Annotated in this window: 17 protein-coding genes and 1 pseudogene; 15 read left to right on the forward strand and 3 right to left on the reverse strand. The window is 64.9% G+C overall.

The window, feature by feature from the left end:
* The first annotated feature begins 54 nt into the window (after positions 1-54).
* A complete protein-coding gene (locus tag ACSQ8Y_RS07880; protein ID WP_436265894.1) occupies positions 55-1473 on the forward strand; it encodes an SEL1-like repeat protein in 1419 nt (472 codons plus the stop codon).
* A gap of 20 nt (positions 1474-1493) precedes the next feature.
* Here ACSQ8Y_RS07880 and ACSQ8Y_RS07885 read toward each other — a convergent pair whose 3' ends face one another.
* On the reverse strand, positions 1494-3299 hold the full coding sequence (locus tag ACSQ8Y_RS07885) for a GGDEF domain-containing protein (RefSeq protein WP_436265895.1): 1806 nt from the start codon (positions 3297-3299) through the stop codon (positions 1494-1496).
* Positions 3300-3438: 139 nt separating this feature from the next.
* Here ACSQ8Y_RS07885 and ACSQ8Y_RS07890 point away from each other — a divergent pair, with 139 nt between their 5' ends.
* From ACSQ8Y_RS07890 to ACSQ8Y_RS07915, 6 genes are all read left to right on the forward strand, one after another.
* Positions 3439-4110, forward strand: a complete 672-nt coding sequence (locus ACSQ8Y_RS07890; protein WP_436265896.1) for a methylamine utilization protein — start codon at positions 3439-3441, stop codon at positions 4108-4110.
* A gap of 8 nt (positions 4111-4118) precedes the next feature.
* Positions 4119-6557, forward strand: coding sequence for a putative bifunctional diguanylate cyclase/phosphodiesterase (locus ACSQ8Y_RS07895; RefSeq protein WP_436265897.1), 2439 nt, complete (start codon positions 4119-4121; stop codon positions 6555-6557).
* 92 nt (positions 6558-6649) lie between these two features.
* Complete coding sequence (locus ACSQ8Y_RS07900; RefSeq protein ID WP_436265898.1) at positions 6650-8839, forward strand: prolyl oligopeptidase family serine peptidase; 2190 nt, start codon at positions 6650-6652, stop codon at positions 8837-8839.
* An 83-nt stretch (positions 8840-8922) separates the two neighbouring features.
* Complete coding sequence (locus ACSQ8Y_RS07905; protein ID WP_436265899.1) at positions 8923-11373, forward strand: zinc-dependent metalloprotease; 2451 nt, start codon at positions 8923-8925, stop codon at positions 11371-11373.
* Between the two features lie 262 nt (positions 11374-11635).
* Positions 11636-12838 carry an ammonium transporter gene (locus ACSQ8Y_RS07910; RefSeq protein WP_436265900.1) on the forward strand — a complete coding sequence of 401 codons (1203 nt, stop codon included), beginning with the start codon at positions 11636-11638 and terminating at the stop codon, positions 12836-12838.
* 2 nt (positions 12839-12840) lie between these two features.
* A complete protein-coding gene (locus tag ACSQ8Y_RS07915) occupies positions 12841-13365 on the forward strand; it encodes a GGDEF domain-containing protein (protein ID WP_436265901.1) in 525 nt (174 codons plus the stop codon).
* A gap of 51 nt (positions 13366-13416) precedes the next feature.
* Here the strand turns inward: ACSQ8Y_RS07915 and ACSQ8Y_RS07920 are convergent, their stop codons facing one another.
* Positions 13417-14727: a Vps62-related protein gene (locus ACSQ8Y_RS07920; RefSeq protein ID WP_436265902.1), complete on the reverse strand. Its 1311-nt coding sequence runs from the start codon at positions 14725-14727 to the stop codon at positions 13417-13419.
* 270 nt (positions 14728-14997) lie between these two features.
* A pseudogene (locus tag ACSQ8Y_RS07925) lies at positions 14998-15816 on the reverse strand (DeoR/GlpR family DNA-binding transcription regulator); the annotation flags it as partial.
* A 314-nt stretch (positions 15817-16130) separates the two neighbouring features.
* On the opposite strand from ACSQ8Y_RS07925, the gene glpD reads away from it, so the two are divergent.
* From glpD to glpK, 8 genes are all read left to right on the forward strand, one after another.
* Entirely contained in the window at positions 16131-17669 is a 1539-nt protein-coding gene (gene glpD / locus ACSQ8Y_RS07930) for a glycerol-3-phosphate dehydrogenase (protein WP_436265903.1), read from the forward strand.
* Positions 17670-17696: 27 nt separating this feature from the next.
* Complete coding sequence (locus ACSQ8Y_RS07935) at positions 17697-18797, forward strand: ABC transporter ATP-binding protein (RefSeq protein WP_436265904.1); 1101 nt, start codon at positions 17697-17699, stop codon at positions 18795-18797.
* Entirely contained in the window at positions 18784-19890 is a 1107-nt protein-coding gene (locus ACSQ8Y_RS07940; RefSeq protein WP_436265905.1) for an ABC transporter ATP-binding protein, read from the forward strand. Before ACSQ8Y_RS07935 ends, ACSQ8Y_RS07940 begins: the two co-directional genes overlap by 14 nt.
* Positions 19887-20777 (forward strand): carbohydrate ABC transporter permease, encoded by an 891-nt coding sequence (locus ACSQ8Y_RS07945; RefSeq protein WP_436265906.1) that lies wholly within the window; start codon positions 19887-19889, stop codon positions 20775-20777. The genes ACSQ8Y_RS07940 and ACSQ8Y_RS07945 overlap by 4 nt, the downstream gene beginning before the upstream one ends.
* Positions 20770-21594 (forward strand): carbohydrate ABC transporter permease, encoded by an 825-nt coding sequence (locus ACSQ8Y_RS07950; RefSeq protein ID WP_436265907.1) that lies wholly within the window; start codon positions 20770-20772, stop codon positions 21592-21594. The genes ACSQ8Y_RS07945 and ACSQ8Y_RS07950 overlap by 8 nt, the downstream gene beginning before the upstream one ends.
* A gap of 1 nt (position 21595) precedes the next feature.
* Positions 21596-21880 carry a DUF2160 domain-containing protein gene (locus tag ACSQ8Y_RS07955; RefSeq protein ID WP_436265908.1) on the forward strand — a complete coding sequence of 95 codons (285 nt, stop codon included), beginning with the start codon at positions 21596-21598 and terminating at the stop codon, positions 21878-21880.
* A 123-nt stretch (positions 21881-22003) separates the two neighbouring features.
* Positions 22004-23710 (forward strand): ABC transporter substrate-binding protein, encoded by a 1707-nt coding sequence (locus tag ACSQ8Y_RS07960; RefSeq protein ID WP_436269782.1) that lies wholly within the window; start codon positions 22004-22006, stop codon positions 23708-23710.
* 137 nt (positions 23711-23847) lie between these two features.
* Positions 23848-25329 (forward strand): glycerol kinase GlpK, encoded by a 1482-nt coding sequence (gene glpK, locus ACSQ8Y_RS07965; RefSeq protein ID WP_436265909.1) that lies wholly within the window; start codon positions 23848-23850, stop codon positions 25327-25329.
* Positions 25330-25432: the final 103 nt, after the last annotated feature.

The following is a 25432-nucleotide window of genomic DNA, read 5'->3' on the forward strand; positions in this document are numbered from 1 at the left end:
CGCCGCTTCATCTGATTAAGCTTTAGACAACGGAAGCGCACGCAAAGGCTCATCATGGAACATCGCCGTTCAGCAACCGACGGTAGCATCTTCGCTTGGTACTTGGCCGCCGCCGAGCGCGGCAATCCCTATGCACAGTTCAACCTGGCCCTGCTGTACAAAAAAGGCAAGGGCATCCGCCGCGACGAGGCGAAAGCCTTCATCTGGATGCGTCTGGCCGCGCTGCAGGGCCTCGCCTTTGCCCAAAACCACGTCGGCGCCATGTATTACAACGGCCGCGGCACGCCGTGCAGGGACGGCGAGGCGGCGTTCTGGTTCCGCCGCGCCGCCGAGCAAGGCGAGGCGTCGGCCCAGCAAAACCTGGGCCAGATGTACCGCAAGGGGCGCGGCGTGCCGCACAGCGAGGTGGACGCGCTGGCCTGGTTCAGCCGGGCGGCCGGGCAGGGCGTGGCAAGCGCCCAGGCCTTGGTCGGCGAGGCCTATATGCTGGGCCTGGGCACCCACCGCAGCGACGCGCTGGCGCTGGCCTGGCTGCGCAAGGCCGCGCTGCAGGGGGACGCCGGCGCCCAGCTCAACCTGGGCCTGATGCACCGGCGCGGCCAGGGTGTCATGGCCAGCGACATCGCCGCGCTGGCCTGGTTCCGGCAGGCTGCGGCGCAGGGCCATCCGGTGGCGCAGCGCCAGGTCGGGGTGGCCTACTCCGAGGGGCGCGGCGTGGCGCCGGACCAGCGCCGCGCCTACTGCTGGCTGGCGCGCGCCGCCGCGCAGGACGACGTCGACGCGCAGTTCAACCTCGGCGTGCTGCTGGCCAACGGCCACGGCGTCGACAAGGACGAGCCGGAAGCCTTCATCTGGTATCGCCGCGCCGCCGAGTCCGGCCATGCGCTGGCGCAGTACAACCTGGGCACCATGTACGCCCAGGGGCGCGGCGTGCAGGCCGATGCCGCCCTGGCGCTCGAGTGGTACTGCCTGGCCGCTGCGCAGGGCGTGGTCAACGCCCAGTTCAACGCGGCCGTGATGTATGCCGACGGCAACGGCGTCGACAAGGACGAAGCGCGCGCGGTCGAGTGGTACCGGGTGGCGGCCGCGCTGGGCGATCCCAGTTCGCAGAACAACCTGGGCGTGATGTACGCCAACGGCCACGGCGTGGCGCAGTGCGACAGCGCGGCGGTGGACTGGTATCGCAGGGCGGCCGAGCAGGGGCATCCGCTGGCGCAATACAACCTGGGCGGCATGTACAGCGGCGGACGCGGCGTGGCGCGCGACCTGGTGCGCTCTTTCATGTGGATTTCGCTGGCCGCCGCCGCCGGCGACAAGAGCGCGGCGGCGCAGCGCGAGCTGCTGCTGGGGCGTTTGACGACGGCCGAACTGAACGCCGCGCGCGAACTGGCGTCACGCTTCAAGCCCCGCACCGCGCGGGTGCCGACCACGCACCGGCGGCGCTCCGCCGACGCCGCGGCGGAGGCGGGCTAAGGCCGCGTCAACAGTGCGTCCTAAGGCTGCTGGCGGCGGTCGATGAACAGGCTGTTGCCGTGTATTTTCTTGGCCTGTTTCTTGGCGTCCGAGGCCAAGGTCGCGATCTGGTGGTGGGAATAATACTGGTGCGGTTCGACCCGTATCGTTCCCAGCGACAAGCTGATCAGCGAATAAAACACCTTCTTGCCCTGCCTGTCCTCGCTGATGTAGCCGCCCCGGTCGCGGTCCTCCAGGCTGTAGAACTCCAGCACATTGCCGGCGAAGCGCTCCAGTATGGCGCGGCAGCGTTCTTCCCAGTCCTCGCTCTGGAACAGGATCATGAAGTCGTCGCCGCCGATGTGGCCGATGAAATCGCGGTTCGGATCGCAGTGCTCGCCCAGGGTGCGGCCCGTCATCTGGATCACGTCGTCGCCGCGCCGGTAGCCATAGACGTCGTTGAAGGGCTTGAAATGGTCCAGGTCGCAATAACAGACCCAGAACCGCGTGCCGCTCTCGAGCAGGCGGTCGATGTGCTCGTTGATCGGCACATTGCCCGGCAGCTGCGTCAGCGGATTGGCGTAGCGCGCCGCGTTGATCTGCATCTGCGTGATTTCGCGCATCAGGTCGTGCCCGGTGCCCATGCCCACGTAGCGCCCGTGTTCGGTAATGATGAAGCCGTTGAACAGGTGGTGCGCCGCCGACTCCACCATGCGATAGGACAGGTCCTGCAGGCTGGTGTCCTTGTCGGCGATCAGCGGATTGGCGTCCATGAACACGCGGCACGACTTCTTGCCGTACAGCTCGCGCTGATAGGGGCGCGCGAAATGGTCGATCATGTCGAAGCGGCTGATCAGTCCCAGCGGTATGCCCTGGTCGACCACGGGAATGATCAGCAACTTGGGCTCGCCCATGAAGATTTCGTACACTTCGTTGTTGCTCATGGACGGCGGCACCACCGCCACCTGGTGCAGCAGTTTCTCGATGCTCACGCTGTGCTTCTCCGTGCCGCGCTGCGGATACACCGCCACGCCGTTGCGGCTCAAGGCCTTGGCCACTTCGGCCGGCAGCGCTTTGGCCGGGGCGGCAGCCGGCCGTCCCAGATGGTAGCCCTGGCCGAAGGCAACGCCGATGTCGCGCAGCACCAGCAGTTCGGCCTGGGTTTCGATGCCCTCGGCGATCACCAGCGTGTCCGACTTGTCGGCGATCTCCTGGATCGAGCGCACGAACTGCAGCTTGACGGGGTCGCTGTTGATGCCCTGGATGAAGTGCATATCGATCTTCACGTACTCCGGGCGCAGCTCCGACCACAGGCGCAGGCTGGAAAAACCCTCGCCCAGGTCGTCGATGGCGATCTGGAAACCCATGTTGCGGTAATGCAGAACCGCTTCGCGCATCAACTCGTAGTCGTAGGTCGGCTGGTTCTCGGTCAGTTCGATGATCACCCGCTCAGGGTTGATGCCGATTTGATGTATGTATTGCAAGGTCTCGCCGCGCGTGCCGTCCGGCTGCAGCAGCAGGCATTCCGGGCTGACGTTGAGGAAGAGCTTGCCCGGCAGCTTCAGCTCGGCGAAGCGCTCCAGCACCACGCGCCGGCACAGGTGCTCCACTTCCACGGTACGGCCGCAGATGCGCGCCGCCTTGAACAGGTTCAGCGGCGAATGCAGCGGGCTGTCCGACGGCCCCCGTATCAGCCCCTCGTAGGCGATGATTTCACCGTCCTGCATGCGCGCGATCGGCTGCAGCAGCGCACTCAGCTGACGGCGTTCGATGATCTCGTTAAGCTGTAGACGCAGCAAGGCTTCCTCGTCGGTATCGGCGCGGCGCAGGTAGGCGACATTGTTCATGATAGGCTGGCAAGGGTGTGACAAGGCTGCCATATTATGTAATGAATGTGACAGCTTGATGAATTCAGGAAACTACTTAACGCCCCCAGCCTCAAGCGCTACAATAGGTTTCCATGATACGCCCAGCGACAGCCACACGATGATCAAGCCGTTCTTCCCCCGCGTTGCCGCTGCCGTCGCAGTCGCAGTCGCCGCCGCTGCCCTGTGCCTGGCGCCCGTCCCGGCCCGCGCGGCTGGCGCCGCCGCCATTTCCGTGCACGTGGCCGACAGCGGCGGGGCGCCGCTGCCGGACGCCGTGGTCTATGTGGAGGCCGAACCGGGTGCGGCCCAGACCCCGCCCAGGGCGCAGAAGGCGGCCGAGATCGAGCAGAAGGGCTTGAAGTTCGTGCCGCTGGTGACCGTGGTGCAAACCGGCAGCCGCATCGAGTTTCCCAACAACGACAGGGTGCGCCACCACATCTATTCCTTCTCGCCGGCGCACAAGTTCGACCAGAAGCTGTACTCCGGCACCTCGGCCACCCCGCAGATCTTTGACAAGGCCGGCGTCGTCGTACTCGGCTGCAACATCCACGACAAGATGGTGGCCTATGTGCGCGTGGTCGACACGCCGCACTTCGGCAAGACCGACGTCAGCGGCCTGGCGCGGGTGGAACTGCCCGCCGCCGGCAAATACGTGGTCAAGGTGTGGCATTTCAATATGGCCGGCGGCCAGCCCGCCGAGCAGGCGGTAGCGGTCAAGGCCGGTGACGCGCCCGCCACGGCCAGCTTCCGCCTGACGATGAAGCCGCCTTCCGGCGGCGACGCGCTGTAGGAGTCCGCATGCGCTTTCAATTCCGCAGCCTGGAGAGCCGCATCGTCACCTTGTTCCTGCTGCTGATCGTCGTGGTGCAGGTGGTGGGGCTGCTGGTGATACAGGGCGGGATCGACAGCAATGCGCGCGCCGCCATCGGCGTCGAATTGAACAACGGCGGCAAGGTGTTCCGCCGCCTGCTGGAGCAGAATGCGCAAAGCCTGCGCTTCGGCGCCCGCCTGCTGGCGCGCGACACCGCCTTCGTCGCCGCCATCGGCAACAACGACGAATCGGACCGCGCCACCATCGAATCGGCGCTGGCCAACAGCGGACGCCGCATCAAGGCCACCGCCTCCATGCTGGTGTCGGCCGAGCGCAAGATCACCGCGTCGACCAGCCATGCGCAGTCGGCCGGCCTGGAAAAGCTGGTCATGAGCATGCTGGACCAGGCCGAGGCGTCCGACGGCGCCAACGGCATCGCCCTGGTCGAGCGCCATCCCTACCAGGTGGTGGTGATGCCGGTCAAAGCGCCCATCGTCATCGGCTACATCGTCATGACCTTCCCGATCGACCGCCAGATCGCCAGCGAGATGCACAATGTCAGCGGCCTGGATACTTCCATCCTGACGCGCGACGTGCAAGGCAACTGGCTGCCGGTGGCGTCCACGCTCGGCACGCCCGTCGTCGCCGGCGTGGTGCAGCGCCTGCAGGGCCAGGGCAAGCAGGGCGCAGCGGAAGTGCCGTTCGACGTCGAGGTGCAGGGCATGCGTTACAGCGCGCGCCGGCTGCTGATCGGCGAGGACGCGGGCCAGAGCGCGAGCGTGGTGCTGACGCGCTCGATCGACGAAGCCATCGCCGAGTACGCTCGCCTGGAGCGCTGGCTGCTGGGGCTGGCGATCGCCGGCATCATCGTCTCGGCGGCCGTCAGCGTGTTTACCGCCAAGCGCATCGCCCAGCCGCTGACCCTGCTGGCCGACACCGCCAAGCGGCTCGAACGCGGCGACTACAAAGGGCAGATCGCATTCAAGCGCGAGGACGAGATCGGCGCACTGGCGCAGGCTTTCGACAGCATGCGCGACGGGATCGCCAAGCGCGAGCAGGAAATCCGCCGCCTGGCGTACTGGGACACGCTGACCGGCCTGCCGAACCGCGCCCAGTTCGTGCTGCACCTGAACGACTCGATCGCCGAGGCGCGCCAGCGCGAAGCGCCGGTGTTCGTGCTGATGATGGACCTGGACCGCTTCAAGCACGTCAACGACGTCATGGGCCACAGCTTCGGCGACGCCTTGCTGCGCCAGGTGGCGGGGCGCTTGCAGCTGCAATTGGCCAACCGCCGCAACACCTCCGCCCAGGTGGCGCGGCTGGGTGGCGACGAATTCGCGGTGCTGCTGCCGGACACCGACCTGGAGCAGGCGCTCGCCATCGCGCGCGAAATCCTGGCCGCGCTGGAGACGCCGCTGTCGCTGGAGGACCAGATGGTCGACATCGGCGCCGGCCTGGGCATCGCCGGCTACCCGCTGCACGGCGACGGCGCCGAGCAACTCCTCAGCATGGCCGAGGTCGCCATGTACGCCGCCAAGCAGCGCAACGACGGCGCCGTGGTGTACGACGCCGGCATCGACAAATCCAGCGCGCAAAGCCTGTCGCTGCTGACCGAACTGCGCAACGCCGTCGAACGCAACGAGTTCCGCCTGTTCGTGCAGCCCAAGCTCATGCTCGGCAGCGGCCAGGCGGTCGGCGCCGAGGCGCTGGTGCGCTGGGTGCACCCCGAGCGCGGCAACGTTTTCCCCGACGAGTTCATCCCCTTCGCCGAGCAGACCGGCTTCATCCGCACGCTGACGCGCTGGGTCATGGAGCAGTCCGCCATGCTGTGCCAGGAGCTGGCGTCGCAGGGCATCCACCTGAAGATCTCGGTCAACCTGTCCACGCGCGACCTGATGGACCAGGACCTGCCTGTCAAATTCGCCGACCTGCTGGCGCGCTACCAGCTTGGCCCCGGCTCGTTCTGCCTGGAAATCACCGAAAGCGCCATCATGGACGACCCGGTGCGCGCCCAGCAGACGCTGGAGCGGCTGCACGCCATGGGCCTGGAGCTGTCGATCGACGACTTCGGCACCGGTTATTCCTCGCTGGCCTACCTGAAACGCTTGCCGGTGGACGAGCTGAAGATCGACAAGTCCTTCGTGCTCAACATGGAAAACGATATCGGCGACAGCAAGATCGTGCGCTCGACCATCGACCTCGGCCACAACATGGGGCTGCGCGTGGTGGCCGAAGGCATCGAAAGCGAAGCCGTGTGGCGCCTGCTGGCGCGCATGGGCTGCGACCAGGGCCAGGGCTACTTCATGAGCCGTCCGATGCCGGCAAGCCAACTGGCCGGCTGGCTCGAAAAATGGCAGCCGCCGCTCGGGCTCGCCGGCGCCGACGCCAGCACGAATCCCGCAGCCGGCTTGACTTTGGCCGAATAAAATCCGTTGCACTGTACGTGGGAACGTTTCATATTTGTCAAATTCCACGCTATGATCGCTGTTCACTTTGACCTGGACAAGACGGAATCCTTATGCAATTACGACGTGCTTCCCTGATTTTCGCGCTGGCCGCCGCCTTGGGCGGCAGCGCGCTGGCGCAAACCTGCCCGGGTAATGGCGCGACGGTCAGCTATCCGCTCAGCAAAAAAGTGGACCAGCAGGACAACTACCATGGCACCACCGTGTCCGATCCTTACCGCTGGCTGGAAGACGCCAACAGCGCTGAGACCAAGGAGTGGGTGGATGCGCAGAACAAGCTGACGCAAAGCTACCTGGGCCAGATCCCGGCCCGCGAAGCGATCAAGGCGCGCCTGACCAAGCTGTGGAACTTCGAGCGCTACAGCGTGCCCTACAACGAAGGCGGGCGCTATTTCTACAGCCGCAACGACGGCCTGCAGAACCAGTCGGTGCTGTACACCCTCAAGTCCCTGGGCGGCACGCCGCGCGTGCTGCTGGACCCGAACACGCTGTCCTCCGACGGCACCGTGGCGCTGGCTGGCGCCGCCGTCAGCCCGGACGGCAAATACCTGGCCTACAGCACCGCCGCCTCCGGCTCGGACTGGAATGAAGTCAGGGTGCGCGCCATCGACAGCGGCAAGGACACCGATGACCACATCAAGTGGGTGAAGTTTTCCAATACCGCCTGGAACCGCGACGGCTCCGGTTTCTACTACAGCCGCTACGACGAACCCACCGAAGCGGCCAAGCTGGCCGGCGTGAACTACTTCCAGAAGCTGTACTTCCACAAGATCGGTACGCCGCAAAGCGCCGACGTGCTGGTGTACGACCGTCCCGACCAGAAGGAATGGGGCTTCGGCGCCGAAGTCACCGACGACGGTCGATATCTGATCGTCAACGCCAGCCACGGTACCGAACGCAAGAACCGCGTGTTCTACAAGGACCTGGCCAGCAAGGACGGCAAAGTGGTGGGCCTGCTGGAGCAGTTCGACGCGTCCTACAACTTCATCGCCAACGACGGTCCGCTGTTCTACTTTGTCACCGACAAGAACGCGCCGAAGTCGCGCATCATTGCCATCGACATCCGCAAACCGGCGCCCGAGCAGTGGAAGGAAGTGGTGCCCGAGAGCGGCGAGACGCTGACCTCGGCCAATATCATCAACCGGCAGCTGGTGCTGAACTACCTGAGCGACGCGCACAGCGCCGTGCGCATTGTCGACCTGAAGGGCCAGGCCGTGCGCGAACTGGCGCTGCCGGGCATCGGTTCGGCGGGCGGTTTCAACGGCAAGGCCAGCGACACCGAGACCTTCTATTCCTACACCAGCTTCACTACGCCGGCCACCATCTACCGCTACGACATGAAGTCCGGCAAGAGCAGCGTATACCGCCAGCCCAAGGTCGATTTCGACCCGAGCGCCTACGAGACGCGTCAACAGTTTTTCACCAGCCGCGACGGCACCAGGGTGCCGATGTTCATTGTCGCGAAGAAGGGCCTCAAGCTTGACGGCAGCAACCCGACCTATCTGTACGGCTACGGCGGCTTCAATGCGTCGATGACGCCGGGTTTCTCCGTGCCCAACCTGGCATGGCTGGAAATGGGCGGCGTCTACGTGCTGGCCAACCTGCGCGGCGGCGGCGAATACGGCGAAGCGTGGCACAAGGCCGGCACCAAGCTGCAAAAGCAGAACGTGTTCGACGACTTCATCGGCGCGGCCGAATGGCTGGTGGCGAACAAGGTCACGTCGCCGTCCAAGCTCTCCATCGGCGGCGGCAGCAACGGCGGCCTGCTGGTCGGCGCGGCGATGACGCAGCGTCCGGACCTGTTCTCGGCCGCCATTCCCGCCGTGGGCGTGATGGACATGCTGCGCTTCCAGAAATTCACCATCGGCTGGGCGTGGACCTCGGACTACGGTTCGTCGGACGATCCGGAAGAGTTCAAGGCGCTGCTCAAGTACTCGCCGCTGCACAATCTGAAGCCGGGCAGCTGCTACCCGGCCACCATGGTCACCACCGCCGACCATGACGACCGCGTGGTGCCTGCGCACAGTTTCAAGTTTGCCGCCGCCGCGCAAGCCGCGCAGGCGGGCGGGCATCCTATCCTGATCCGCATCGACACCAAGGCTGGCCACGGCGCCGGCAAGCCGACCGCGAAGCAGATCGAAGAAGTGGCCGACCGCTGGGGCTTCCTGAGCCGCGCGCTGAACATGACTTTGCCTGCCACTGCCGCCGCGCCATCGGTACCGGTAGCCGGCGGCACCCAGTAAGCCAAACCGTGTCATTCCCGCGTTCGCGGGAATGACGGAGCGCGCCCTCCGGGGCGCGTTTTGCCAACCAACTTCCGCTCCCAATGACCAAGCCCGCCTCGCTGCTGCTCTCCCTCCTGCTGCTGAACGCCGTGCCCGCGACGTCGGCCGACGCGCCGAAATCCCTGGCCGACCACACCAAGGGCCTGCAGCAGCAGCCCGGCTTCATCGACCTCTGGCGCGACGCCGACAAGGGCAGGGTGCTGCTCACCGTGGCAAGCCTGGACCAGCCCTTCCTGCTCATGAGCTCCCTGCCATACGCGCTCGGCTCGAACGACGTTGGCCTGGACCGTGGCCAGCCCGGCGACGTGAAAATGGTGCGCTTCCAGAAACACGGCAACCGCTTGTTCCTGATCCAGGACAACACCCGCTTCGTCGCCAATTCGCGTGACGCCGACGAGCGCGCTGCCGTGGCCGAATCCTTCGCCGGCGCGGTGCTGTGGGCCGGCGACATCATCGCCAGCGACGGCGGCAAGCACCTGGTCGACTTCTCCGGCTTCCTGCTGGCCGACCAGCACGGCGTGGCCGAGCGCCTGGCCGGCGCCAAGCAGGGCGCCTACAGCGTGGACGCCAAACGCAGCGCCGTGCTGCCTGCACTGGCCAAGAGCTTCCCCGACAACATCGAACTTGAATCCCTGCTGACCTTCCAGGGCCCCGGCCAGGCCGACTTCGTCAAGCAGGTCGCTGCCGATCCGGCCAGTTTGTCCATGCGCCAGCACATCAGCATGGTGCGCCTGCCCGATGCCGGCTACCAGCCGCGCGCCTACCATCCAGCGTCCGGCGGCTTCGACGTCGCTTACTATGATTTCGCCACGCCGCTTGCCCAAAGCCTGGATGTGCGCTGGCAGGTGCGCCACCGCCTGGAAAAATCCGACCCGGCCGCTGCCGCCGCCGGCACGCCTGGCGCGGTGAAGAAGCCGCTGGTCTACTACGTCGACCGCGGCGCGCCCGAACCAGTGCGTTCGGCTTTGCTCGACGGCGCGCGCTGGTGGTCGACCGCCTTCGAAAAGGCCGGTTTCAAGGACGCCTACCGCGTCGAACTGCTGCCCGAAGGCGCCGACGCCATGGACGTGCGCTACAACGTCATCACCTGGACGCACCGCGCCACGCGTGGCTGGTCTTATGGCAATGCGCTGGCCGACCCGCGCACCGGGGAAATCATCCGTGGCGCCGTCAACCTCGGCTCCCAGCGCGTGCGGCAAGACATCCTGATTGCTGAAAGCCTGCTCGCGCCCTACGGCAAGAATGCCGGCGCCGGCAAGGCGAAACTCGCCGAAGCGATGGCCCTGGCGCGCCTGCGCCAGCTATCCGCGCACGAAGTCGGGCACACGCTCGGCTTCGCCCACAACTTCGCCGCCAGCCGGCACGGCAACGGCTCCGTCATGGATTACCCGCATCCGGTCCTCAAGATCGATGGCCAGGGCGAGATCGACCTGCAGGATGCCTATGGCGTCGGCGTCGGCCCCTGGGATGATTACATCGTCAAACATGTCTATGGCCAGTTTCCCGGCGATGAGCAAGCCGCGCTGGCCACGCTGCGCCGCGAAGCGCGCGCCGCCGGGCTTGAATACGCGGGCGACACGGACGCGCGCTCGCCCGGTTCCGTCCACCCGCAAGGCTTGCTGTGGGACTTCGGCCCCAACTCCATCAAGACCTGGGACAGCCTGACCGCCGTGCGCCGGCGTGCGCTCGACAACTTCTCGCTCGACGCCTTGCCCAACGAGCGCCAGCTGGGCGAACTCGAAGCGCGGCTGGTGCCCGTCTACCTGCTGCAGCGCTACCAGGGAGAAGCGCTGGCACGCCTGATCGGCGGCGGCGATTTCGAATACGGCACCAGCGGCGACGTCAAGGCCGGCCTCGCGCAAAGCGGCGTGCGCACCGTCCCCGCCATCACCCAGCGCCAGGCGCTGACCCGTCTCGCAGACACGTTGCGCGCCGAATACCTCGCGCTGCCAGCCAGTGTGCTGGACGTGCTCACGCCCCCGGCCCAAGGTTATGAGCGCAACCGCGAATACTTCCAGAGCCGGATGGACAGCGTGTTCGACGCCTTCTCGGCGGTGGAAGCGGGCGCAGCGCACAGCGCCGGCTTCCTGCTCGACCCGGCGCGCCTGAACCGCCTATCCTGGCAGCACGCGCGCGACCCGCAGCAGCCCGGCGTGTCCGAAGTAGTCGGCATGCTGCTGCAGCGCACCTGGAAACGCGACGCCGTGCCAGCTTCCGTGACGGGCGGCGAAGCGGTGCAACTGGCCGCCAACTGGGTGCTGCTGGACGCCGCCCTGAATCTGCTCGACGGCGGCAAGCTGCATCCCGGCGTGCAAGCCGAAACGCGCCAGCTGGTGGGCGAATTCGGCGGCTGGCTGGGCAAGAATCCGGGGCAGGGCACGATTGCCGCCAGCCGCAAGCAAGCGGCCGACCTTATCCGTGCCTACCTGGCCGATCCACGCAGTGTAAAACTTCGCGCTTCGCCTGCGATACCGCCCGGCGCTCCCATCTAGCCAGCCGCGTGCCACGGCGCCGATCCAGCCCATCGGCCTGCCATCCCGCTTCGGCGCAACGCCGTGCACCCGGGAAATCCAATTCAGGAAAAACGCACCATTGCAGTGAGTGCACATGCAGCATTCACTGCAATGGTGCAAGGCGCTGGACTATCCAAATTCAATCAAATCAATACCTTATCACTTTGCACCAAATTGGTACGAATTTTGCTTAAGAGAATACTCTTTATTAAATTTTGCATTCTTTTGGGGAGTGGTTGGTATGGCTGGTAACAATTCTGGTGCAGACGCGCTATTCATCCTGCTCGGCGCCATCATGATTTTGGCGATGCACGCGGGGTTCGCCTTTTTGGAACTGGGCACGGTACGCAAGAAAAACCAGGTCAATGCGCTGGTGAAGATCCTGGTCGATTTCGCGGTTTCCACCATCGCCTATTTCTTCATCGGCTACAGCATCGCCTACGGCGTCGACTTCTTCTCCAGCGCCGACGTGCTGGCAGCCAAGAACGGCTACGAGCTGGTGAAGTTCTTCTTCCTGCTGACGTTCGCAGCCGCCATCCCCGCCATCATCTCCGGCGGCATCGCCGAGCGTGCGCGCTTCCATCCGCAGTTGATCGCCACCGCGCTGCTGGTCGGTTTCGTCTATCCGCTGTTTGAGGGCATGGTCTGGAACCAGCGCTTCGGCTTTCAGCAGTGGCTGCTGCACGCTTTCGGCGCCGAGTTCCACGACTTCGCCGGTTCGGTCGTGGTGCATGCCATGGGCGGCTGGGTCGCGCTGCCGGCCGTGCTGCTGCTCGGTGCGCGTCGCGGCCGCTACATGAAGAACGGCGCAATCGCCGCCCATCCGCCATCGTCCATTCCCTTCCTCGCACTGGGCGCCTGGATCCTGACGGTGGGCTGGTTCGGCTTCAACGTCATGAGCGCGCAGGCACTGGACAAGATGAACGGCCTCGTGGCGGTGAACTCGCTGATGGCCATGGTGGGCGGCACGCTGGTGGCCGTCCTGATGGGCAAGAACGACCCCGGCTTCGCCTACAACGGGCCGTTGGCCGGCCTGGTCGCCGTGTGCGCCGGCTCGGACCTGATGCACCCCTTGGGCGCGCTCGCCACCGGCGGCATCGCCGGCGCCATCTTCGTGTGGATGTTCACGCTGGCGCAAAACAAATGGAAGATCGACGACGTGCTCGGCGTGTGGCCGCTGCATGGCCTGTGCGGCGCCTGGGGCGGCATCGCGGCCGGCATCTTCGGCCTGAAAGGCCTGGGCGGCATCGGCGGCGTATCCTTCGTATCGCAACTGCTGGGCACCGCGCTCGGCGTCGCGATCGCGGCCGGTTCAGGCTACATCATCTACGGCGCCCTGAAAGCCGCCATCGGCCTGCGCCTCGATCCTGAGCAGGAATTCCAGGGCGCCGACCTGTCGGTGCACCGCATCAGTTCGACGCCGGAGCGCGAGTCGAACTGGTAGGTTTGCTCAGTCGCCAAGGAAGAGTACTTGCAACCCTACTATGCCGCCGTTGGGGCTATTCCTGCCACGGCAGGCGCGCTGCGCGCCGGCATCCATGCAAGCGCGTCAACGACACCTACGGCCACGACGCGGGCGACCTGCTGTTGCGGAAAGTCGGCCAGGTCTTGCGCCAGAGTGTGCGCAACTGCGACGTCGCGTGCCGCTTCGGCGGCGAGGAACTGGTGCTCATCCTGCCCGAATGCGACCTGGGCGCGGCGGTGGTGCGGGCCGAGGCGGTACGCGTGGCGGTGGGGGCGATCTGCATCAGCAGCGAGGGAGAGGCGCTGGTGGTATCGGCCTCGCTGGGGGTTGTCTCGTCGCCCGACCACGGCGACAGCGCCGAGGCGCTGCTGCGGGCGGCGGACATGGCACTGTACTCCGCCAAGCAGACAGGCAGAAACCGGGTTGTATCAGCGACGCCGGCGGAGCACCCCGATGGCGGCGTGTCAGGTGAGGCGCATGTGGCGGCGCTGCACGTCGCTCCGTAGATTGGGGCCTGCCTTCGGCAAGAGGGCAGGTGTTTTTAGCGATATGGCCTGTTAGAGCTTGGCGCTGAGTTTAGAACTGATTGCGCGGTGCCTCACCGACGTTTCCTCTACGCTGGCCGGCGGAGGGAATTGCGCGGATCGATAGGCGGTGTTGCTCGCCTTAAATTCAAGTGCTTGACCGACTGGTTCGTTGTTGGCGCGGTAGACCCGCAAGCTGTGCTTCTCCAGCCAGACGGCTGCAGCTTTGCCGGCCGGGATAAGCAATTCAGCATCGTCTTGAGCTGACCTCAGTACCGAAATTCCGGTTGTTGTCGAATACCCCAATTCCAGGCTGATTTCCACGCCGACCTTGGAGGAAAATCCGCCGGCTTCAACCCCGCTTTCATACGACACTTTGATGCCGGTGGTAATGGAGAAGGTTTGACTTTGCTCCGTGGTGACGCCGACTACGATAGAGCGCCGCTTGGTTTGATCTGCTCCGGTATTGTTGTCTTCAAATATGATCAGCTCATAGCAAACCGCGCGTCTGATTTCATAGAATGGCGAGTTTTGCATTTTCCATTCAAAGCTCTTGTCGTTGTCGATGATGGCAGTGAAAGGAACCGTGACTACACGGTCAATTGTCGGGTTCGTGGTTGGGAAGGGCGTAGCGCGGCTCTCCAATGTAGGTTTGGCGGAGTCGCCACCCATATACGTAGGTAGCGGCAAACGCAAGACGTTCACGACGGGTGCCAGGCCGGGGTTGTCGTGCGTATCCACTCCGACGAAGGTGTTTGCGGCGAAAAATCCGTCGGCCGTGTCGTAGTATGCGCTCGAGACGTCGATTTGCCAGGAGCTGAAGTCGCGATCGGCGCCCGAGCCGCCATCATTCCAGACTTGGCGGCCGACTTTCCCCTCGCCAACCAGTTCCGCAGCAACGCACATCACTTGCACGCCGCTCGGCGCATCGTGCCCAAGGACGAACACGTCGCCCAGCGCCACATAGCCGTCGGGCGGGATCGGACGCCAACAGGAACCGTCGTCGTCGGCGCCGGAGCCTGAATCATCCCATATGTAGCCGTATCCGAGCGGAACCGCCAGCGGAGCTTTTCCGCCGACATCGGCGCCGGCTCGCACGCAGATCGCAGCGTACTTCCCGTTCGGGTCCTCCGCGTTGCTCATCGATACCGAGCCCAGTGCGTAGTAACCCTCTGGCGGAATGGGATGATAGAAGGCCACGTCGTTGTCGGCGCCGCTACCGCCATCATCCCAGCGTTTTTCGAAACTTGAGGTGAACGCGAGTTGGAGGTCGCCAAAGCGCATCGTGGACTGTGCTGCTGGCGTGAACTCGCCAAGTTTCGTCGTATCCGAGAGTGTTTGCATGAAGTCGTTCCCTTTTGGGTTGCCTGCTGTTGGAATTCAAAATGCCAAGAGTTTATTCAGACGCATGTTGTTGCGGATCGAAGACTAGCATGCGATCAATTGGAGTTCTGACGGGCAGGGGCATCCGCTTGAGCGGTATCAAGGCAGGGGGATGTGAGGGCTTTTGAATGTCAAAGTCCTGTATGCTGACGAGCCGAAACGACCTGCCGAACCAAGGCACCAGCAGGAGGAGTGGGACCTAATCCAGGCGCTTCAAATGGCGACCGCCTGTTACGGTGCCGGCTGGCCCCCGGCTTCCAATGGATCGGTCACCAGCACTTCAACGCCGGCCTTTTCGAAAGCGTCCAGCGCTTCCGGGGGCACCGGCAGGTCGGTGAAGAATTTGTCCACCTGGGCGATGCTGCCCAGTCGCACCAGCGCGTGGCGGCCGAACTTGGTGCGGTCCGCCACCAGCCACACTTCGCGCGACTGCTCCATGATGGCCTGCGTCACGCGCACTTCCCGGTAGTCGTAGTCGAGCAGGGTGCCGTCGTTCTCGATGCCGGAGATGCCGATGATGCCGATGTCGACCTTGAACTGGCGCATGAAATCGATGGTCGCTTCGCCCACGATGCCACGGTCGCGTTTGCGTACCAGGCCGCCCGCGACGATCACTTCCGCATCCTCGCAGTCCGACAGGATGGACGCCACATTCAGGTTGTTGGTCACCACCCGGATGCCCTTGTGCCGCAGCAGCGCTTTCGACACTTCCTCGGTCGTCGTGCCGATGTTGATGATCAGCGAGCGGCCGTTCTCGACCTGCGCTGCGGCCAGCTCGCCGATGCGGCGCTTGGCGTCGCAGTCCATCACGCGGCGCTGGTCGTAATCGATGTTTTCCACCGTGGACGGAATGCCCACGCCGCCGTGGTAGCGCGCCAGCAGCCGCGCATCTTCGAGTTCGCGGATATCGCGCCGTATGGTCTGCGTGGTCACGCCCAGTATCCGCGCCAGGTCGTCTACGGAGGTGTCGCCGTGCTGGCGGATGTGATCGAGCAGGCGGCGGTGGCGTGGGGTCATGTGGTCTCGATGCGTGAACAGTGAGTGAACAGAGCAGGTGTTCGGACGCGTTCATTATAGTTCACATGAAATACGCACGTTCGTACTATTCCGGTATGATTGCCAGAACAATCACAGCAGGCGAGTCGTGTGACAAACGAACATCCCGTCGCAAGTAAACGAACAACAAAATGAACATAAACGAAAAAAAATGATAATTTTCGGTTGTCGAAATTTTAAATGTGAGTAGAATGACCACCTGACAGAGCGGCATGACCGGTCATAAAAGCTCGTCGAATTCAGCTGAGCGCACAGGGAAACCCTGCGTTGGCGCCTGTGCAGCCACGCAAACCGATGAGAGACTGGATATGAAAACAAACAAACATTTTCGTGACTGCGACCTGCTGATCGTGGGCGGCGGCATCAACGGCGTCGGCATCGCCCGCGACGCCGTCGGGCGCGGCCTCGAGGTCATCCTGTGCGAACAGCACGACCTGGCCCAGCACACCTCGTCGGCCAGCACCAAGCTGATCCACGGCGGCCTGCGCTATCTCGAATACTATGAATTCAAACTGGTGCGCAAGGCCTTGCAGGAACGCGAAGTGCTCTTGCGCGCCGCGCCGCACATCATGTGGCCGCTGCGCTTCGTGATGCCGCACGATTCCAGCCAGCGCCCAGCGTGGATGATACGCACCGGATTGTTCCTCTACGACCACTTGGCGCGGCGTGCGTTCCTGCCAGCCTCGGAAGGCGTCTCGTTGCGCACACACGTGGCCGGCGGCCCGCTGAAAGGCGACTACCGCAAGGGTTTCGTGTATTCGGACGGCTGGGTGGACGATGCACGGCTGGTGGTGCTGAACGCGCTCGATGCCAGCGAGCGCGGCGCCACGATACTGACCCGCACCAAGTGCACCGGCGTCCAACAGGAGGGCACGGGATGGCAGGCGACGCTGGAGAGCGAACAGCACGGCCGTATCGGCGTGCGTGCGCGCGCCATCGTTAACGCGGCCGGACCCTGGACCGGCCAGTTCGCCGAGGCCGCCATGGGCGCGCGCGATGGCCATGGCCTGCGCCTGATCAAGGGTAGCCACATCATCGTGCGGCGCCTGTTCGAGCACCCCTATGCCTACATCTTCCAGAACCCGGACAAGCGCATCATCTTCGCCATCCCCTACCAGGAGGAGTTCACCCTGATCGGCACCACCGACCTGGAATACACGGGCGAGCCGGGCAAGGTCGCCATCAGCGATGAGGAAGTGGACTACCTGTGCGGCATGGCCAACCGCTATTTCAGCAAGCAGATAGGCCCCGCCGACGTGGTCAGCACCTATGCCGGCGTGCGTCCGCTGCTCGACGACAGTTCGCAGAACGCGGCCGCCGTGACGCGCGACTACCTGCTCGAATGCGACGAGGACAGGCCGCCCTTCCTGAACGTCTGGGGCGGCAAGATCACCACCTTCCGCAAACTGTCCGAGGAAGCGCTGGCCATGCTGCAGCGCCGCCTGGGCGGCGGCGGCCCGGACTGGACCGCGCACGCGCCGCTGCCGGGCGGCGACCTTGAAAAACCGGGCATGTTGGCCGGGGACCTCGCTTTCGGCCAGTTCCTGGCGCGTTTCGCGACGCAGTATCCGTGGCTCCCGGCCAAGCTGGCGCAGCGCTACGCGCGCAATTACGGCAGCCGCGCCGTGCGCATGCTGGGCAAGGCCGCCGGCATGGCGGACCTGGGCGAGGAACTGGCGCCGGGCTTATATGAACGGGAAGCGCGCTACCTGGTGAAAGCGGAATGGGCGCGCAGCGCGGAAGATATTTTATGGCGCAGGACCAAATGCGGCTTGTACTGCCAGCCGCACCATGTGGAGCGCCTCCGGCAATGGATGGCGCAAAGCGAAGAGCAGCAGATCGCGTGACGATAGACCGAGGTTAGGAGAAGTGCAGTGATATTAGAGCTTAAAGACATAAGCCTGAGAGTTGGAGCGGAGACCCATCTCTACCCCCTGGACCTGAAGCTGGTGCAGGGCGACATCAACGTTCTGCTCGGCCCCACCCAGGCCGGCAAGACCACCTTGATGCGCGTGATCGCGGGCCTGGACCGGCCCACGGCGGGGAGGGTGCTGGTGGACGGCAAGGACGTCACCGGCGTCAGCGTACGTGACCGCAACTTGGCGATGGTGTACCAGCAGTTCGTCAACTACCCGGCGATGACGGTGTTCGACAACATCGCCGCGCCGCTGCGGCTGCAGCATTGCCCGGCAGCCGAAGTGGCCGAGCGCGTCAACGCCATTGCGGCCAAGCTGCACATCGGGCACCTGCTGCAGCGCCTGCCGGGCGCACTGTCCGGCGGCCAGCAGCAGCGCTGCGCGCTGGCCCGCGCGCTGGTCAAGCGCGCGCCGCTGGTGCTGCTGGACGAGCCGCTGGTCAACCTCGATTACAAGCTGCGCGAGGAACTGCGCATGGAACTGGCGTCGCTGTTTGCCGACGGGAACACCACCGTCGTCTACGCCACCACCGAGCCGCAGGAAGCGTTGCTGCTGGGCGGTCACACCGTGGTAATGGACGCCGGGCGCATCCTGCAGACGGGCCGCACCTTGACCACCTACGAGCGGCCGGCGTCGATCCGCGCCGCCGCCATCTTCAACGATCCGCCGATGAATATCCTCGACGCCCGCGTCGAGGACGAACACACGGTGCGCCTGGCCAGCGGCCCGGCACTGAAGATCGGCGGCGCCGCGCTGGGCCTGGCCAAGGGCAAGCCCTGCAAGGTCGGTATCCGCTGCCATCATGTGCTGCTGTCGTCGGACCACAGCCAGGCCAACCGCCTGGACTGCACGGTCGACCTGTCCGAATTGAGCGGCTCGGAAACCTATGTCCACCTGCACCTGGGCAGTGACAGCCTGGTGGCGCAACTGCCGGGTGTGCACGCGGTGGCGATCGACGCGAAGGTGCAAGCCTGCGTCAGCCCCGACAAGCTATTCTTATTCGACGCGGACGGCGCACTGCTGCGCGCACCAAAGGAGAGCTGCCATGGCGCGCATTGAATTCCGCAACCTGGGCCACGCCTACGGTTCCAACCCCGCCGCGCCGTCCGACTACGCGCTGCAGCCGATGAATATGGTGTGGGAGGACGGCGGCGCCTATGCTTTGCTGGGGCCGTCCGGCTGCGGCAAATCGACGCTGCTGAACATCATCTCCGGCCTGCTGGTGCCGTCGCACGGCCAGGTCCTGTTCGACGGCAAGGACATGACGGGCACGCCTACGCGCGGCCGCAACATCGCGCAGGTGTTCCAGTTCCCCGTGCTGTACGACACCATGAGCGTGTTCGACAACCTGGCCTTCCCGCTGCGCAACCGCAAGGTGCCGGAAGCGGAGGTGCGCAAGCGCGTGCATGAAGTGGCCGAGATCCTCGGCATGGAAAGCGCCTTGCAGCAGCGCGCGGCCGGCATGTCGGCCGACGCCAAGCAGAAGATTTCCCTGGGCCGCGGCCTGGTGCGCAAGGACGTGTCGGCCATCCTGTTCGACGAACCGCTGACCGTCATCGACCCGCACCTGAAATGGCAGCTGCGGCGCCAGCTCAAGCAGATCCACCAGCAGCTCAAGCTGACGCTGATCTACGTCACCCACGACCAGGTGGAGGCGCTGACCTTCGCCGACGAGGTGGTGGTGATGACGAACGGGAAAATCGTGCAAAAGGGTGCGCCGGACGCGCTGTTCGAACGGCCCGACCACGCCTTCGTCGGCTACTTCATCGGCAGCCCGGGTATGAACTTCTACCCGGTCAGCCTGGACCCGGACGACATCGGCGCGGTCCGCATCGGCGCGCACCGGCTGGAGCTCGACAGCGCCACGGTGGCCGCGCTCAAGCGCGCCAAGGGCAGCGGCGGCAATATCAGCATGGGCTTGCGCCCCGAGTTCATCGAACTGGCGCAGCCGGGTTCGCCCGGCACGCTGGAGGCGGAGATCTTCAGCGTGCAGCAACTGGGCACCTGCCAGCTGGTCACCGGTTCGGTGGCCGGGCATCCGCTCAAGGGAAAGCTTGGCAGCGATATTCCGGTGCAGCCGGGGCGGCACTGGCTGCGGCTCGCGCGGCCCGAGACGATCTTCTTCTGCAACGATGAAAGGATAGCGCGGTGAACAAGCCCTATAACAACAAAGCCTGGTTCTTCATCCTGCCGGTGTTCCTGTGCGTGGCCTTCTCGGCCATCCTGCCGCTGATGACGGTGGTGAACTATTCGGTGCAGGACATCCTGAGCCCGACCCAGAGCGTGTTCGTCGGCCTGGAGTGGTTCCGCGCCATGATGCGCGACTCCGAGCTGCACGGCGCGCTGCTGCGCCAGCTGATCTTCTCGGTCTGCGTGCTGCTGGTGCAGATTCCGCTCGGCGTGGGCCTGGCGCTGGCCATGCCGTCCAAGGGCTGGAAGTCGTCCGCCTCGCTGGTCGTGCTGTCCATGCCGCTGCTGATCCCGTGGAACGTGGTGGGCACCATCTGGCAGATTTTCGGCCGCGCCGACATCGGCCTGGGCGGGCACGCGCTGCACATGCTGGGCGTCGACTACAACTACGCCTCGCACACGCTGGACGCCTGGCTGACCGTGCTGCTGATGGATGTCTGGCACTGGACGCCGCTGGTGGCGCTGCTGGGCTTCGCCGGCCTGCGCTCCATTCCCGACGCCTACTATCAGGCCGCGCAGATCGACGGCGCCAGCCGCTGGGCGGTGTTCCGCTACATCCAGCTGCCCAAGATGCGCGGCGTGCTGATGATCGCGGTGCTGCTGCGTTTCATGGACAGCTTTATGATCTACACCGAGCCCTTCGTGCTGACCGGCGGCGGCCCCGGCAACTCGACCACCTTCCTCAGCCAGTACCTGACGCAGAAGGCGGTGGGCCAGTTCGACCTGGGACCGGCAGCGGCGTTCTCGCTGATCTATTTTCTGATCATCCTGCTGTTCAGCTTTGCGCTGTACAACTGGATGCAAAGCGCCGGCAGCAGCGGCAAGACCACGGAGACCGAACATGGCTAATCACTTCCCAAAGAATAACCGGCTGCCGCGCGCCGTCACGCTGCTGCTCTACGTCGCCTTCACGCTGGTGCCGCTGTACTGGATGCTCAACACCTCGCTCAAGACCAACGAGGAAACGCTGTCCGTGTTTACGCTGTGGCCGCGCGACCTGACGTGGAACAACTATAAGACCATCTTCACCGATCCGTCCTGGTACAGCGGCTACATCAACTCCATCATCTACGTGGCGTTGAACACCAGCTTGTCGCTGCTGGTGGCCTTGCCAGCCGCCTACGGCTTCTCGCGCTACCGCTTCCTGGGCGACAAGCACATGTTTTTCTGGCTGCTGACCAACCGCATGACGCCGCCGGCCGTGTTCCTGCTGCCGTTCTTCCAGCTCTATTCGACGGTGGGCCTGATGGATACCCACATCGCCGTGGCGCTGGCGCACATGCTGTTCAACGTGCCGCTGGCGGTGTGGATACTGGAAGGCTTCATGTCCGGCATCTCGCGCGAAATCGACGAAACCGCCTACATCGACGGCTTCTCCTTCCCGCGCTTTTTCATCCGGATCTTCCTGCCGCTGATCAAGGCCGGGGTAGGGGTGACGGCCTTCTTCTGCTTCATGTTCAGCTGGGTGGAACTGCTGCTGGCGCGCACGCTGACGTCGGTCAACGCCAAACCGATCAGCGCCATCATGACGCGCACCGTATCGGCCACCGGCATGGACTGGGGCGTGCTGGCGGCGGCCGGTGTGCTGACGCTGGTGCCGGGCATGCTGGTGATCTGGTTTGTCCGCAATCATATTGCCAAGGGTTTCGCGATGGGGAGGGTGTGAGATGGAACTGACATTTGCATGGATGGCATGGACCGCGCCGGTGGCCCTGTTCTTCATCGGCATCGCGCTGATGCTGGTGGGGATGACGGTGTGGGAGCTGCGCTCGCCGACGATAGAGCGCAAGGGCTTCCTGCCGATGCGTACCACGCGCGGCGACCGCCTGTTCATCGGCCTCCTGACGGCCGCCTACATCAACCTGGCGTGGGTCGGGCTGACCGACATGAACCAGTGGATAGGCGCGGCGCTGGGCTTCATCGCCCTGATTTTCGTGATGGCCAAAGCTTAAAGAAGACGTGGAGGTTCCAGCAGCGGCACCCTTCCGCCGCTGCCGAGGCAGTACAGGGAAGGTAATAAAAAACTTGGAGATGACATGAAACGATGCAAGCAAGCGGCGTTCAAGCTGGGTGTAATGGCAACCGCCGTCATGGCGCTGTGCGGCAATGCCGCAGCGGACGGCAAGTCGGCCGAGAAATGGATCGACAGCGAATTCAAGCCCAGCACCCTGTCGCGCGCGCAGCAGCTCGAAGAAATGAACTGGTTCATCGGCGCGGCGGCCAAGCTCAAGGCCAAAGGCGTCAAGGAGATCCACGTGGTGTCCGAAACCCTGGACACCCATGTCTACGAATCGAAAACCCTGGCCAAGGCCTTCGAAGAGATCACCGGCATCAAGGTGATCCACGATGTGATCCAGGAGGGCGACCTGGTCGAGAAGATGCAGACCTCCATGCAATCCGGTAAATCGATCTACGACGGCTGGGTCAACGACTCGGACCTGATCGGCACCCACTACCGCTACGGCCAGACCGTGGTGCTGTCCGACTACATGGCCGGCGCCGGCAAGGAGTACACCAACCCGGGCCTGGACCTGAAGGACTTCATCGGCACCAGCTTCACCACCGCGCCGGACGGCAAGCTGTACCAGCTGCCGGACCAGCAGTTCGCCAACCTGTACTGGTTCCGCGCCGACTGGTTCGCGCGCAAGGACCTGCAAGCCAGGTTCAAAGCCAAATACGGCTACGACCTGGGCGTGCCGCAGAACTGGTCCGCCTACGAGGACATCGCCGCCTTCTTCACCAATGACGTGAAGGACCTGGACGGCAAGAAGGTGTTCGGCCACATGGACTACGGCAAGAAGGACCCGTCGCTGGGCTGGCGCTTCACCGACGCCTGGCTGTCGATGGCCGGCACCGCCGACAAGGGCTTGCCGAACGGCCTGCCGGTCGATGAATGGGGCATCCGCGTCGCGGCCGACAAGTGCACGCCGGTGGGCGCCTCCGTGGCGCGCGGCGGCGCCACCAACTCGCCGGCGGCCGTCTACGCGCTGAGCAAATACCTGGACTGGATGAAGAAGTACGCACCGCCGGAAGCGCTCGGCATGACCTTCTCCGAAGCCGGCCCGGTGCCTGCGCAAGGCCAGGTCGCGCAGCAGATCTTCTGGTACACCGCCTTCACCGCCAGCATGACCAAGACCGGCCTGCCGGTGGTGAACGGCGACGGCACGCCGAAATGGCGCATGGCGCCCGGCCCGCACGGACCGTACTGGAAAGAGGGCATGCAGAACGGCTACCAGGACGTGGGCGCCTGGACCTATCTGAAAAGCACGCCGCCGGACCGCATGTCCGCCGCCTGGCTGTACGCGCAGTTCGTCACCTCGAAGACGGTCTCGCTGAAGAAATCCATGGTCGGCCTGACCTTCATCCGCGATTCCGACATCCGCTCCAAGGCGATGACGGACATGGCGCCGAAGCTGGGCGGCCTGGTCGAGTTCTACCGCAGCCCCGCGCGGGTGGCGTGGACGCCGACCGGCAACAACGTACCCGACTACCCCAAGCTGGCGCAGCTGTGGTGGAAGAACGTCTCCACCGCCATCTCCGGCGAGAAAACGCCGCAGGGCGCGATGGACACGCTGGCCGACGAGATGGACGCCATCATGGGCCGTTTGCAGCGCGCCGGCATGAAAGCCTGCGCGCCCAAGCTGAACGACAAGAAAGATCCGGCCACGCAGCTGAGCAACACCGGCGCGCCGTGGGCCAAACTGGCCAACGAGAAGCCGAAGGGGGAGACCATCCCCTACGACGAGCTGTTGAAAGCCTGGTCTGCGGGCAAAGTGCGCTAAGCACGACAGCTGCGGCGTGGGCGCTTTGCACCTGCGCTGCGCCCGCGTCCAAACCCACGCGCAAGGCCTGCGCCTCCTCCCGCATGGGAGGGGGCACGGCCGCGCCATCGAACTTTGCACAACTGGATGGATTAGGTATGGCCTATTTGCTGGCACTGGATCAAGGCACCTCGAGCTCGCGCAGCATCATCTTCCGCGACAACGGCGAGGTGCTCGCATCGGCCCAACAGGAATTCAAGCAGATCTTCCCGCAGCCCGGCTGGGTCGAGCACGACCCGCGCGACCTGTGGGAAAGCCAGCTGGCGACCGCCCGCGCGGTGCTGGCCAAAGCTGGCATCGGCGCGCACGAGATCGCCGCGCTGGGCATCACCAATCAGCGCGAAACCACCGTGGTGTGGGAGCGCAGCACTGGACGGCCGATTTTCAACGCCATCGTCTGGCAGGACCGCCGCACCGAGCCGCTGTGCGAACGCCTGCGCGGCGACGGCCTGGCCGACGCGATCAAGCGCAAGACCGGCCTGGTGCTGGATCCGTATTTCTCCGCCACCAAACTGAAATGGATACTGGACCACGTGGACGGCGCCCGTGAACGCGCCAAGCGCGGCGAGCTGGCCTTCGGCACCGTGGACTCTTGGCTGGTCTGGAACCTGACCGGTGGACGCCTGCACGTCACCGACACGAGCAACGCCGCCCGCACCATGCTGTGGAATATCCACGACGGCCGCTGGGACCCGGAACTGCTGGCGTGGCTGGAAATTCCGCCCGGGGTGCTGCCCCAGGTGCACCCGTCCAGCCACCAGTATGGCAGCACGGATGCGCAGTGGCTGGGCGCCGAACTTGCCATCGGCGGCATCGCCGGGGATCAGCAGGCCGCGCTGTTCGGGCAGGCCTGCTTCAAACCCGGCATGGCCAAGAACACGTATGGGACCGGCTGTTTCATGCTGCTCAATACGGGCGCCGACTGCGCCGAGTCGCGCAATGGCTTGATCAGCACCGCCGCCTGCCAGGTGGGCGAGGACAGACAATATGCGCTGGAAGGCAGCGTCTTCATCGGCGGCGCCGTGGTGCAGTGGCTGCGCGACGGGCTGAAAGCCATCGAGGACTCGGCCGACATCGAAGCGCTGGCCGCGTCGGTGCCGGATTCGGGCGGCGTGGTGTTTGTGCCGTCCTTCACCGGCCTGGGCGCGCCGTACTGGGTGCCTGCCGCCAAGGGCGCCATCCTGGGCCTGAGCCGGGGCAGCACCGTCGCGCACATCGCCCGTGCCGCGCTGGAGTCCATCGCCTTCCAGAGCGCGGCCCTGCTGCAGGCGATGGTGGCGGACGCCTCCGCACCCATCACCGAGTTGCGGGTGGACGGCGGCGCCTGCGCCAATTCGCTGCTGCTGCAGTTCCAGGCCGACCTGCTCGGCATTCCCGTCATCCGTCCGCAAGTGACGGAAACCACCGCCTTGGGCGCCGCCTATCTGGCGGGCCTGTCCAGCGGCATCTACCGCAGCACCGCCGAACTGGCGGACCAATGGCGGGTCGAGCGTGTGTTCGAACCGGCCATCAGCCGTGACCGCGCGCAAGCGCTGCTGCATGGCTGGGAGCGCGCCATAGGGCAAGTCCGGCCGGGCTAAGGCCGTTTAAGCCGGGCCTCGGGGCCCGGCGTTCCATCCGATATACCGATTAAAAGCGGCGCACAACCCCGCAGGGGTCCCCTTGCGCCCAGGATTTTGAACC

The sequence above is a fragment of the Pseudoduganella sp. LjRoot289 genome, assembly GCF_964252925.1.
GTDB lineage: Bacteria > Pseudomonadota > Gammaproteobacteria > Burkholderiales > Burkholderiaceae_D > Rugamonas.

Excerpts from the sequence above, each read along its gene's own strand:
- ACSQ8Y_RS07880 (WP_436265894.1), top strand. The coding sequence starts at position 55 with ATGGAACATCGCCGTTCAGCAACCGACGGTAGCATCTTCGCTTGGTAC.
- ACSQ8Y_RS07885 (WP_436265895.1), bottom strand. The coding sequence starts at position 3,299 with ATGAACAATGTCGCCTACCTGCGCCGCGCCGATACCGACGAGGAAGCC.
- ACSQ8Y_RS07890 (WP_436265896.1), top strand. The coding sequence starts at position 3,439 with ATGATCAAGCCGTTCTTCCCCCGCGTTGCCGCTGCCGTCGCAGTCGCA.
- ACSQ8Y_RS07895 (WP_436265897.1), top strand. The coding sequence starts at position 4,119 with ATGCGCTTTCAATTCCGCAGCCTGGAGAGCCGCATCGTCACCTTGTTC.
- ACSQ8Y_RS07900 (WP_436265898.1), top strand. The coding sequence starts at position 6,650 with ATGCAATTACGACGTGCTTCCCTGATTTTCGCGCTGGCCGCCGCCTTG.
- ACSQ8Y_RS07905 (WP_436265899.1), top strand. The coding sequence starts at position 8,923 with ATGACCAAGCCCGCCTCGCTGCTGCTCTCCCTCCTGCTGCTGAACGCC.
- ACSQ8Y_RS07910 (WP_436265900.1), top strand. The coding sequence starts at position 11,636 with ATGGCTGGTAACAATTCTGGTGCAGACGCGCTATTCATCCTGCTCGGC.
- ACSQ8Y_RS07920 (WP_436265902.1), bottom strand. The coding sequence starts at position 14,727 with ATGCAAACACTCTCGGATACGACGAAACTTGGCGAGTTCACGCCAGCA.
- glpD (WP_436265903.1), top strand. The coding sequence starts at position 16,131 with ATGAAAACAAACAAACATTTTCGTGACTGCGACCTGCTGATCGTGGGC.
- ACSQ8Y_RS07940 (WP_436265905.1), top strand. The coding sequence starts at position 18,784 with ATGGCGCGCATTGAATTCCGCAACCTGGGCCACGCCTACGGTTCCAAC.
- ACSQ8Y_RS07950 (WP_436265907.1), top strand. The coding sequence starts at position 20,770 with ATGGCTAATCACTTCCCAAAGAATAACCGGCTGCCGCGCGCCGTCACG.
- ACSQ8Y_RS07955 (WP_436265908.1), top strand. The coding sequence starts at position 21,596 with ATGGAACTGACATTTGCATGGATGGCATGGACCGCGCCGGTGGCCCTG.
- ACSQ8Y_RS07960 (WP_436269782.1), top strand. The coding sequence starts at position 22,004 with ATGGCAACCGCCGTCATGGCGCTGTGCGGCAATGCCGCAGCGGACGGC.
- glpK (WP_436265909.1), top strand. The coding sequence starts at position 23,848 with ATGGCCTATTTGCTGGCACTGGATCAAGGCACCTCGAGCTCGCGCAGC.